12 protein-coding genes are annotated in these 11026 nt (G+C 61.0%); 5 read left to right on the plus strand and 7 right to left on the minus strand.

The genetic code is table 11. The annotated features are described in order from the left end of the window. The 5 genes from QMX98_RS26965 to QMX98_RS26985 all read right to left on the minus strand — a co-directional run. The coding region (locus tag QMX98_RS26965) for a DUF1120 domain-containing protein (RefSeq protein WP_282411639.1) at positions 1–1154 on the minus strand (1154 nt) is incomplete at its 3' end. Between the two features lie 10 nt (positions 1155–1164). After that, entirely contained in the window at positions 1165–3630 is a 2466-nt protein-coding gene (locus QMX98_RS26970; protein WP_282411640.1) for a fimbria/pilus outer membrane usher protein, read from the minus strand. A 117-nt stretch (positions 3631–3747) separates the two neighbouring features. After that, entirely contained in the window at positions 3748–4464 is a 717-nt protein-coding gene (locus QMX98_RS26975; RefSeq protein ID WP_010463083.1) for a fimbria/pilus chaperone family protein, read from the minus strand. 46 nt (positions 4465–4510) lie between these two features. Beyond that, a complete protein-coding gene (locus QMX98_RS26980; RefSeq protein WP_010463082.1) occupies positions 4511–5134 on the minus strand; it encodes a DUF1120 domain-containing protein in 624 nt (207 codons plus the stop codon). Positions 5135–5200: 66 nt separating this feature from the next. Continuing rightward, a complete protein-coding gene (locus QMX98_RS26985) occupies positions 5201–5830 on the minus strand; it encodes a DUF1120 domain-containing protein (RefSeq protein ID WP_077748274.1) in 630 nt (209 codons plus the stop codon). Positions 5831–6185: 355 nt separating this feature from the next. Here QMX98_RS26985 and QMX98_RS26990 point away from each other — a divergent pair, with 355 nt between their 5' ends. The 4 genes from QMX98_RS26990 (at position 6186) to QMX98_RS27005 (ending at position 8770) form a co-directional block, all read left to right on the plus strand. Continuing rightward, entirely contained in the window at positions 6186–6818 is a 633-nt protein-coding gene (locus QMX98_RS26990) for a response regulator transcription factor (RefSeq protein WP_077748275.1), read from the plus strand. Positions 6819–6920: 102 nt separating this feature from the next. Then, positions 6921–7391 (plus strand): nuclear transport factor 2 family protein, encoded by a 471-nt coding sequence (locus QMX98_RS26995; RefSeq protein ID WP_010463079.1) that lies wholly within the window; start codon positions 6921–6923, stop codon positions 7389–7391. A 40-nt stretch (positions 7392–7431) separates the two neighbouring features. After that, positions 7432–7743 (plus strand): GIY-YIG nuclease family protein, encoded by a 312-nt coding sequence (locus QMX98_RS27000; RefSeq protein WP_282411641.1) that lies wholly within the window; start codon positions 7432–7434, stop codon positions 7741–7743. Between the two features lie 88 nt (positions 7744–7831). Next, positions 7832–8770 carry a glutathione S-transferase family protein gene (locus tag QMX98_RS27005; RefSeq protein ID WP_221108342.1) on the plus strand — a complete coding sequence of 313 codons (939 nt, stop codon included), beginning with the start codon at positions 7832–7834 and terminating at the stop codon, positions 8768–8770. A gap of 54 nt (positions 8771–8824) precedes the next feature. Here the strand turns inward: QMX98_RS27005 and QMX98_RS27010 are convergent, their stop codons facing one another. Continuing rightward, positions 8825–9175, minus strand: coding sequence for a glutaredoxin family protein (locus tag QMX98_RS27010; protein ID WP_010463076.1), 351 nt, complete (start codon positions 9173–9175; stop codon positions 8825–8827). Further along, positions 9175–10179, minus strand: coding sequence for a nucleoid-associated protein YejK (gene yejK / locus QMX98_RS27015; protein WP_010463075.1), 1005 nt, complete (start codon positions 10177–10179; stop codon positions 9175–9177). Before yejK ends, QMX98_RS27010 begins: the two co-directional genes overlap by 1 nt. 394 nt (positions 10180–10573) lie before the next feature. On the opposite strand from yejK, the gene QMX98_RS27020 reads away from it, so the two are divergent. After that, positions 10574–10855: an HU family DNA-binding protein gene (locus QMX98_RS27020; RefSeq protein ID WP_007905514.1), complete on the plus strand. Its 282-nt coding sequence runs from the start codon at positions 10574–10576 to the stop codon at positions 10853–10855. Positions 10856–11026: the final 171 nt, after the last annotated feature.

Consider the following 11026-nt stretch of genomic DNA (forward strand, 5'->3'; position numbering starts at 1 on the left):
GGGGGTGGGTGTAACCGTAAAATAATCTCGAGCGCCCCCGCGCCACCGAGCTCGAGGGCGCGGCTCAGGTCCAGGCTGTGGGTGGGGGCGATAACGGCGTCGACGGTCACGGTGGTGCTGAGGTTCTGGATCAGCACCGGGCCGGCACTGCTGCCGTCGTTGTCGGTGAACGCCAGGTAACGGCTTTTGCCGATAGCGATCGGGTTGGCGCTGCCGGTGTTCCAGGCTGTGCCGGCGATGCTGGAGTGGGTTTGATAAAGGCGGGCGAAGCCGTCGGCATTGGCGTCGGCCGGGTCGACGTGCAGTGAAAAACGGCCAATCCTGTTGCCGCTGCCGTCCTTGCCCAGGCCGTAGTCGATCTCGCTATCGAGCATCGCCGAGCCTGAGCGGTTGTCGTGCATGATCAAGGCGAAGGACGTCGGCGCGTCGCAGCCGACCCTCAGCGTCAACGACTTGGGCGGCAGGCGTGTGTCCTGGTCTGCGTGCAGGTCTTTTTTCGACAGGGTGCCGAAGTCGACCACGCCGCCGTTGGACAGCACCGGCTCGCAGGCCGCCGGAGCGAAGCGGGCGCGCAAGGTCGCCTCGCGGGTGCGTCCGGCGGCGACGGCGTCGAACACCCCGAAGGCTTCCCAGGTCACCGCGTCACGCACCTGCATGCCTTGCTCTTGAACCCAGGCCGTCAGCTGAAGCTGCGCCGAGAAACTGCGTCCTTGCACCGCCACGCCGGCCTGCACCGGGACGATCCCGTGCTCCGGTCGCCAGATCAGGCTCGACGCCATTTCTGCCGGCGGCTGACCGACCCCGGCAATCAACCCGATCTCGACCGATTGGCCATCGAGCACGGCATCGCGAATACGCATCTGATAGCTGCCGCGTTCGGCAAAGTGAAAGCGTTCGGCGGTCGCGGCCATCGCCCGGTAGAACAGGCTCATGTCGATGGGCTGCGCACAGCTCAAGGTCAGGCTGAGCTGGCGTTCACCGAGGTTGCGCTCCGGTGCGGCATCCGGCCGTATCGCCCGGTTCATCAGCCCGTAATCGAGCACCGGCTGGCTCAGGTTGAACTGGCAGTCGTCCATGGACGCCGAGGCCACTGGCGTGAATCCACTCAGTGCCAGGAGCGCGAGGGTCAATAGCAGAAAGTGCAACAGGTTCATGAAGTCATCCTCAGAGGGCTCGGCACTTGGCGGGGGCGGTTTCGTAGTACGCGTCGGCGTCGGCGTCGGTGGGCAGTTCGAAGCGCAGTTCGCAGCGCTCCAGCTCCGGCGCGCTGATCCACAACGCACGGCGGTCGAGCGCGTTGGGCAAGAACACCAGGCCGCCGTCCTGCACCAGGGTCACGAACTCGCCATCCTCGGTGTTCACGGAGGCACCGCGCGGCAGGGGCGCGCCGTTGGCGGTGGTGGCCTTGAGTAAGGCCCGGCGGGTCATCGTGATGCCGAATTCAACGTTGTCGACAGCGCCGCGACCGGCCGAAATCACCGCCAGCCCGTTGTGAATGTCGGCGTTGCGCGGCAGGGTTTTGGTGTCGACTTCCACCGGGCTTTTGCCATAAGCCGTCACTTGCGGGATCACCGCCTGACCTTGCCAGTCGGTCCAGACCGGACCGCTGGGCGTCGACACTTTGATGGAACCCATGTCACCGACCGACAGCAACGCAAAGGTGTCGCTCACCGGGTACGGCGACAGCGTCACGCCACCGCCATGCAGCACGGCGCCACCGCGAGCGCTGGCCTGATAGCTGGAGCGCTCGGCATCGGCGCGGGTGTAATTGAGATCGAGCTGGGTGTAGCGCGGCAGCAGCGACACGCCGGCCGTGGATTGCACCTGTTTGTCGCGCGTGTCGTGTTCGACGCCAACCCGGTAACCCAGCTGATCGTTGACCCGTTCACTCAAGCCCACGCCGCTGCGGTATTCGCCGGCGGAACGGCGCACCCAGCTGCGTGCCCGGCGGTTCTCGCCCAGGGGAATGCTGAGGTTCAGGTAGATGCTGTCATCGTTGCCGTTCGAACCGCTGAGCTGCCATTCGGCGGTCGCCGAGACGGATACGCCCGCGATGCTGGTGCCCCAGGATGCGAGGGCGCGGCTGCTGCTTTGGCCGTCGAACGAACTGGACCGACTGAAGCCGCTGCTGAAGGCGCCGAGCCATGGATGCGACCATGACAGGGCCGCGCTTTGCTGATCGCGGTAACGTGACTGGCTGTTGTCGGACGTGTTGGCGAACACTGCCTCCTCCAGTTCCCGGTAGCCCAGGGTTCGGTAAGAACTGCCGGCATTGAGCGCCCACTGCTCGTTCAACCGATGCGAGACGCTCAGGTCGGCTTGAAGCCCCTGGCTGGCGTGTCTGCCGCTGGCGTCCGCGCCGGTCAGCGTGGCTTGCACCTGAGTGAACGGCGAGGGCAACAGGCCGACGCTGGCACCCGCCGCGCGATAGTCGGCGGCGCCGGTGAGGCCGGCGCTGAGCAATAGTTGCGGGGCGAGCGCACCGCTCCAGCCGCCGCTGATGACCCAGGGATCGCCTCCCTGAGCGTCACCGACACTGCGCACCTGACCGGCGCCCAGCGAATAACCGGGCGCTGGCAAACTGACCCCCAACATCGCGGCCGGCACGGTAAAACGGCGCTCGCTGCCATCGGTCTCCTTGATCGTGACTTCCACGTCGGAACGCGTGTTGAGCCGCCGCACGTTGGTGAGCACGAACGGGCCGGCGGGTACCACCGTGGAATGGATCAGCGAACCGTTTTGCCGGACCTCGACCTGGGCCTGACTGTTGGCGATCCCTTCAATGACCGCGCTTTGCCCTTCGACCTGCAGGGCTTGTTCATTCAGCACTTGCACGCCGGTGATCTGCGCACCGGCGAGCACCGGGTTGTAGAGGTTGATCTGACCCGCCTGCAACACCGCTTCCTGGCTGGCGAAAGTCCGCTGGGCGTAGGCCGCAATATGAGTCGTTGTGGACACGTCGTCCTGCCAGGTCTGCACCTGGCGGCTGCGCACGATCCAGTCACCGGCATTGAAGCCGAGTTCGGTATTGGCCGAGGCGTAGCGGCTGGTGCTGTCACTGGAACGGCTGTGCAAACCGGTGACGTCGTAGTCGATCAAGCCGGCGACACCACCGGTTTGATAGCCGGAAAAATCCCGGGCAGTGGGGCGTATCGCATCGGTGGGCACGATCAGCGACAGGGCCAGGCCAGCGGGGTTCGGTTCGATGACGGTCTGCGGCGCGCGGCCTAGAAAGTCGTGGCATGGGCCATCGTCCTGCGTAAGCGCGGGCACCGTTAGGTTCGCCGCATCGAGCAGCGTGCGATCGAAGCACAACGCCCCTTCGCGATCGAACGTGACGTCGACCCGGCCATGACGCTGGCCATTGACGGTGAGCGTGACCGGGTGGCGGCCGGCCGTGAACTGCGGCGCCTGCATCAGCAGCGTCGCCAGCGCCGGATCGATGCCGCGCTGCCGTAACGTGTCTTTGTCGAACGATGCTGGCATCGACACCTCACCGTAGGCATCGAGCATCATCAGCGCGTTGCTCAGCAGCACCGCCAAGGTGGTTCGCTGCCATGGATGAGGGCGAGCGCCGTCGCGAATAACGGGCACGGCTTCGCCATCACGGTAATTCGATACTGTGTTCATCAGGATCACTTGGGTTATTGCGGCGTGCGGTTACAGGCACGCCTGTGGCAACGGCCAAGGGGCCGTCGCCTTGAAACATGGGCGCTCATCGTTCCTTGATGACGCCGTCAGGGTGGTTCAGGACTGGATGGGCGCCTCGTAATGCGGCACGGCAAAGCCGTAGACCGTCGCCGGTTGAAAACGCACCTGCGTGGCGGCGCCTTCGGGCACCTTGATGCTGATGTGCTCACCGGGCAGCACGTAGGTTTTCGGCAGCATCGCGTTGCCCGCGGCCGGTAACAATTGCACTTCCTGGCCCAGACGCACCACGTAAGGCGTGTCGTTGCGCACGGTCAGTTGACCGTCTTTCAGCGACCATTGCAGGTCGGTCCACGGCGTGCGATTGGGCGCCAGGCCTTTGGGGTGCAGGATCACCGGCAAGTTCTGGCGCACCGTCACGCCGACTCGGGCCTGACCTGCCTCGGCAGGCGCTTTGCCTTGGGGGATGCCTTCGAAGATCACCCGCTTCAAGCGCTGAGTGAGCAGCGGTTTGTCCGTTTGCAGAATGAACCGCACCAATTGGGTTTTGCCCGCTTCGACGCGCGCCAGGGGTGGCGTCACGAACACCAGCGATTCGCTGTCTTCGGCAATGTCTTCGAGGGTGACGTGCATCAACGCCAGGTTGGCATCGGTGTTGGTCACCGACACGGACGCTTCACCGTCAGCCTCGTTGACGATGACCACCGAAGTGTTCGGCACCATGCCGTCGGCCTGGGCGTGTGCGGTCAGCAGCAGGGCGAATGCGCCGATGCCCGAATGGAACAGATGACGGGTGACACTGGAAAACATCGTCATGACGTGTCTCGTTGAATGGTTTTAAAAAGGAGCCTGGATTACCGGCCTATCGATAATTCAGCTGCACGGTGACATGCCCGTCGATGGGGATTTCGTCGGTCAGCGTCAGGTCGTTCGCGCGAACGATGGTGGTAAACGCCGTGAGCCGCGCGCGCAAATTCTTGATGGCGATCGGTGTACCCAGGTCATTCAACGCCGCGAACGCGGTCCGGCCGGCGTGTCCCAGGTAGGAAGACACTCGCCAGGAGGCACCGTCGTTCAAGGACATGATGGTTTTCACCGCCGCCCCATCGGCCACCGTATCGAACAGACCGAACGCAACACTGCCCAGGTTTTGGTCGTCATTGACGACGCCCAGCCCGTGACTGTTAGGGTGAAAGACGGAAGAGCCTTCGCGATTGTCGATCGTCGTCAGGGTAAACCGCGTGGCGGCATCACAATTCACCTCCAGATACAGCGTGCCGTTTTCCAGGGCCGTGGGCTGGTCAGGTCTCAGATCTTTCACCGTCACTTTGCCGTGGTCGACGATGCCGCCGCCGGACAGGCTGGGCGTGCAGGCGCCGGGTGTAATCAGGCCGGTAACGCTCAGCTCGGTGCTGCTGGCGGCCAGGGCTGCGGGGGCACAGATGAGCAACAGGGGCGCCAATCGAGCGAGGGAGCATCTTTCCATGATGGTTCGTCCTTTGAGTGAGCGGGCATTGCCGTGGGCCGGGCGTTGCTCGTTGATGACGGAGGGTTACAGGTACTTGATCTGTAGGGTTGCGGAGCCGTCGAGCGTCACTTCGTCGGTCAGGGTCAGGCCGTTGGTGGGGGCGATGCCGGTACGCACATACAGATCAAGGCTCAATTCCTTCATCGCGATGGGAGCAATGACGGTCCCCTGAGCACCGACACTCCAGATGTTGTCGACCCCCCAGAATGCTGTCGACCCTTCCTTAAGCCAGGTCTTGCCGCCATCAGTGGAGAGAATGGCTTGAGCTTGGGTGGCGTCCGCCATCACATTGCGCGGAGCAACGCGAAAGTGGCCCAGCTTTTCGTGGGTATTGATCAGCCCCAGACCAAAGTAATTGCCCGACGTGCCTGTGCCTGCACGGTTATCAATCGGGCTGATCGCAAACGGCGTAGCCGCATCGCAGTTCACTGTCATTTGCATGATTATTTCAGGCAAGTAAGTGTGCTTGTCGGGATTGAGGTCTTGTACGGAAAACTTGCCGTGATCGGCAATACCGCCGCCGGCCAGTGCTGGTGTGCATGCATTTGGCGTGATCAGACCCTTCACGGTCAGGTCCGTGCTGGAGGCGGCAATAACGGACGATGCGCCAGTCAGGAGCAAAGTAGCCGTCAGGAGGGTTATGTATTTGTTCATGCGTCGACGCTTCCTTGATGAAAGATGATTGAGGAGTTTGCCCGGAGCGGGCAGGGCGCAATCTATCGGTCGAGGTCGCCGGACGAAATGCAACTAATACGAAAAAGGCGGGGCGAGTGTATGAAAGGTCAGGGCGGGCTACAGATCGTCATCGTTCGACCTGTTGTCTGTAGTCTTTTGGTGTGAGTTGCGTAGCTTTAAAACGTAGGGCGGTTCCTTTTGTTTTATCAGAGAAAGGACAGGGGCCCGGATCCGTTGAGGACGGTGGTTGAGCGGTCGAGATTGGTCGTTGTGGTCGGAATAGGACGGCGTTACTTTTCGCGTATTCCAGTCACCACACAGGATAAATCCGACAATGCGCGTAATTATTGCTGACGACCATCCTGTCGTCCGCATCGGGTTACGGATGCTCATCGATCTAAGCCGGACGTGTGTGATCGTGGGTGAGGCCGATGGCCCGGACAGCCTGTTGAGCCTGCTCTCGACCACGCCGTGCGATCTGTTGATCACGGACTTCTCCATGCCGGGCAACCAACAGGCCGACGGACTGAAGATGCTGAGCACGGTTCGACGTCACTACGCTTCGACGCCGATCATTCTGGTCACCATGTTTGCCAACGTTGCGACGCTCAGGGTGGCATTCGCGCAAGGCGTGATGGCGATCGTGGCCAAGGATGCCTCGGCGACGGAGCTCCCTCTGGCAATCAAATCAGTGGGTGAAGGGCGGCGTTTCATCAGCGAGTCCTTGCGTACCGCGCTCGCTCAGGCAGACGTCGAGGCTCATTCGCATTCCCCTTCGCTGTCGGCCAAAGAACATGAAGTGGTGAGAATGCTCGCCAGCGGCATGACCGTCAGTGAGATCGCGAGCTATTTCAAACGCAGTGTGTCGACCATCAGTAAACAAAAAAGCATGGCCATGCAGCGGCTGGGCATTTCCACGGATGTGGATCTCTTCGCTTACGCCCGGGACAACGGCATGGTGCACTAGGCGACAGCGCACCCCAGGGTATTCCCGCCACGAATGCCGATAGTGTTCCGCGCATTTGTTGACTATCGTGCAGGCAATCCTTCAAACGTCCGGAGCCTGCCCATGAGTGATGCCAACCGCGCATTGATCACCCAGTTCTACCAAGCCTTCCAGCGGCTGGATGCCGAGGCCATGAGCGCCTGCTATACCGATGATGTGCTGTTCAGCGATCCGGCATTCGGCGAATTGCGCGGACGCGATGCCGGGGACATGTGGCGCATGCTCACGACTCGGGCGAAGGATTTTTCCCTGACGTTCGACAACGTTCGCGCCGAGGACCGTACGGGCGGCGCGCATTGGGTCGCGACCTATCTGTTCAGCCAGACCGGCAACACGGTGGTCAATGATATTCAGGCGCAGTTCGTGTTTCGTGACGGCAAGATCTGCGAGCACCATGACAGCTTCGATATGTGGGCCTGGTCGCGCCAGGCGCTGGGTTTCAAAGGCCTGCTGCTGGGCTGGACTCCGGCGGTAAGAAATGCCGTTCGCGCTCAGGCGTTGAAGGGGCTGAAGGCATTCCAGGCCAGTCGCTGATAAGATCGCGGCTTGTTTCCTTTCAAGCCTTGATCGTGACGTGACTACCCTCAGCGAAATTCCCGTCGACGCCGACACACCGGTGAGTAAACCCTGGTTCGTCTACCTCGTTCGCGCGGCCAATGGTTCGCTGTACTGCGGGATCAGCGACGATCCTGTGCGCCGCTTCGCTACTCACCAAAGTGGCAAGGGCGCACGCTTCTTCCTCTCCAGCCCTGCCGTTGCCTTGGTCTACACAGAAGTCTGCCGCGACAAAAGCGAAGCCTTGCGACAGGAACGCTTGATCAAAAAACTCAGGAAAAGCGCCAAGGAATGTCTGGTCGCAAGTGCCGCCGCGGGCTTATCAACCTGACTGATAAGTGCCCATCAGGCAGACCTGTAGGCTGCTCCCGAATTGCGCGCTAAGCTGCGGATTCCTAATCCGTGCGGCGGAGCCGAGCATGTCCGAGTTGATTCTTCATCATTACCCGACGTCCCCTTTTGCCGAAAAGGCCCGCTTGCTGCTGGGTTTCAAGGGGCTGTCCTGGCGCTCGGTGAAGATCGCGCCGATCTTGCCAAAACCCGATCTGACCGCCCTGACCGGTGGCTACCGCAAGACGCCAGTGCTGCAGGTTGGCGCAGATATTTACTGCGACACATCGCTGATCGCCCGTCGACTGGAGCAGGAGAAAGCCTTGCCGGCCTTCTTCCCGGAAGGCCAGGAAATGATCGCCGCGACGTTCGCCGCCTGGGCCGATTCGGTGGTATTCCAGCATGCCGTGAGCCTGGTGTTTCAACCGGAATCGATCGCGGTGCGTTTCGGCAATCTGCCGCCGGAAGCGATCAAGGCGTTTCTGGCTGATCGCGCCGGACTCTTCAGTGGTGGCAGCGCGACAAAGTTGTCCGCCGAGCAAGCCCGGCATCAATGGCCGACAATCATGGCGCGCCTGGAGCAGCAGCTTGAGCGCGAGCAGGGCGACTTTCTGTTCGGCGAGCCATCGATTGCCGACTTCGCGCTGGCCCATCCGATGTGGTTCCTCAAGGCCACGCCCGTGACCTCGCCGTTGGTTGATGCATATCCGGCGGTGTCGGCGTGGTTGGGTCGCGTGATGGGGTTCGGGCATGGCGCGTTCAGCGAGATGACCTCCGAGGCCGCGCTGGAGGTTGCGCGTAATGCCACACCCGCCGCGTTACCGGACGAGCAGTTCGATGAGCCGAACGGGTTTGAGCCTGGCCAGCAGGTGGTCATCGCGGCAACGGATTACGGCGTTGATCCGGTGGCGGGTGAGTTGTTGTTTGCGGGCAGAGAGGAATTGATTCTGCGTCGTGAAGACGAGCGGGCCGGAGTGGTGCATGTGCACTTTCCGCGGTTTGGGTTCCGAATCGACAAACGCGTATAAAACTGCCTGTGGCGAGGGGATAAATCCCCGCCACAGGTTGGTGAGCCTGATCAGTTACTTCAGGGCGGCGAGGATTTCATCCGGGTCATACCCGCGAATCAACGTCCCGTTCACATCGATCAGCGGAATCCCGCGTCCACCCAGCGCCTCATATGCCTTGCGTGCCTCGGCATCCTTTTCGATATCGAATTCCTTGTACGGAATGCCTTTCTGATCGAGAAAGCGTCGGGTCAGCTTGCAGTAGCCACACCATTCGGTCGCGTAGAGCACGACGTTGGCCTTGGCCTGGGTCTGCTCGGACACCACTTGGCTGGGACTGAACACCCGCTCGATCTTGCCCCAGTTCTGGTAAACCACGACCACCAGCAGGATCAGCAGGAATTTCTTCAGCACGCCGTTCAGCATCAGTTGCGTCGCTTCAGCTGATCGGTCAGCTGAGTGGGCAGGCCCTTGATAATCAGTGTGCCGGCCTCTTCGTCGTATTCGATCTTCGAGCCCAGCAGGTGGGCTTCGAAGCTGATGGACAGGCCCTCGGCGCGGCCGGTGAAGCGGCGGAACTGGTTCAACGTGCGTTTATCCGCCGGGATCTCCGGAGACAAGCCGTAATCCTTGTTGCGGATGTGATCGTAGAAGGCTTTCGGGCGCTCTTCGTCGATCAGCTCGGAGAGTTCTTCCAGGCCCATCGGTTCGCCGAGCTTGGCCTGGCTGCTGGCGTAATCGACCAGGGTCTTGGTTTTCTCGCGGGCGGATTCTTCCGGCAAATCTTCGCTTTCAACGAAATCACTGAAGGCCTTGAGCAAGGTACGGGTTTCGCCGGGGCCGTCGACGCCTTCCTGGCAACCGATAAAGTCGCGGAAATACTCCGACACCTTTTTTCCGTTCTTGCCTTTGATGAATGAAATGTACTGCTTGGACTGCTTGTTGTTCTGCCACTCGGACACGTTGATCCGCGCGGCTAGGTGCAACTGGCCCAGATCCAGGTGACGGGACGGGGTCACGTCCAGCTGATCGGTCACTGCAACGCCTTCGCTGTGGTGCAACAGGGCGATCGCCAGGTAATCGGTCATGCCCTGCTGGTAATGCGCGAACAGCACGTGGCCGCCCACGGAGAGGTTCGACTCTTCCATCAGCTTTTGCAGGTGTTCCACCGCCACCCGGCTGAACGCCGTGAAATCCTTGCCGCCCTCGAGGTACTCCTTCAGCCAGCCGCTGAACGGATGCGCCCCGGACTCGGCATGGAAGAATCCCCAGGCCTTGCCTTGTTTGGCGTTGTAGCTCTCGTTGAGGTCGGCAAGCATGTTCTCGATGGCGCTCGATTCGGCCAGTTCCGAGTCGCGGGCGTGGAGAACTGCGGGTGTGCCGTCGGGTTTTTTGTCGATCAGGTGGACGATGCAATGACGGATCGGCATGGGCTTCTCGGCTGATTGAAGAGAGGAGGGCGTGCTCCCCCAAAAAGTGCCAAGTGTACCGCAACCACTGGTTTTGGCGCGGTTCGTAGGGTAATTCGCAGCCGTGCGACTGCCCTTATGCAGTTTTTTCCCGTTTTAGAGCAATAAAGCTGACCAAATGGGTAGCTAGAGGCGGATATTTCCCCGTCTCTGTGCTAGTTTTGCCCCGTCTTACGCGAAGTCACTGCGTTAAGCGTGCATTCAGCATTTGTCAGGTCGAACCAAACCCTGATTTCGGTATCTATAACCCCGATCTAGTGGTTATTGGCCGAGGGTGCCAGATCCAGAAGATCGGGCTCGATGGCTGACACTGCACTCTGCAATCCATATGAATTTGATAGGGAAGGAACACTACATGGCTCTTACTAAAGACCAACTGATCGCCGACATCGCTGAAGCTATCGACGCGCCAAAAACCACCGCGCGTAACGCTCTGGACCAACTGGGCCAAATCGTTGCCGATCAGCTGGAAAACGGCGGCGAAATCACTCTGCCAGGTATCGGCAAACTGAAAGTGACTGAGCGTCCAGCCCGTACCGGCCGTAACCCTTCGACTGGCGCTGCCATCGAAATCGCTGCCAAGAAAGTTATCAAGCTGGTTGTGGCCAAAGGCCTGACCGACGCTGTTAACAAGTAAGACGCAGTAAAAAAAGCCGTGCTCCGGAGCAATCCGGGCACGGCTTTTTTGTGTCTGTGATTTGGCGGCGCTTCCGGACACACCGCTAAAACAATTGTGGGAGCGAGCCTGCTCGCGAAGGGGTCATAACATTCAGCATCGCTGTTGAATGTGAAACCGCTTTCGCGAGCA

The sequence above is a fragment of the Pseudomonas sp. PS02303 genome (genome assembly GCF_029959925.1).
Classification (GTDB): domain Bacteria; phylum Pseudomonadota; class Gammaproteobacteria; order Pseudomonadales; family Pseudomonadaceae; genus Aquipseudomonas; species Aquipseudomonas mandelii.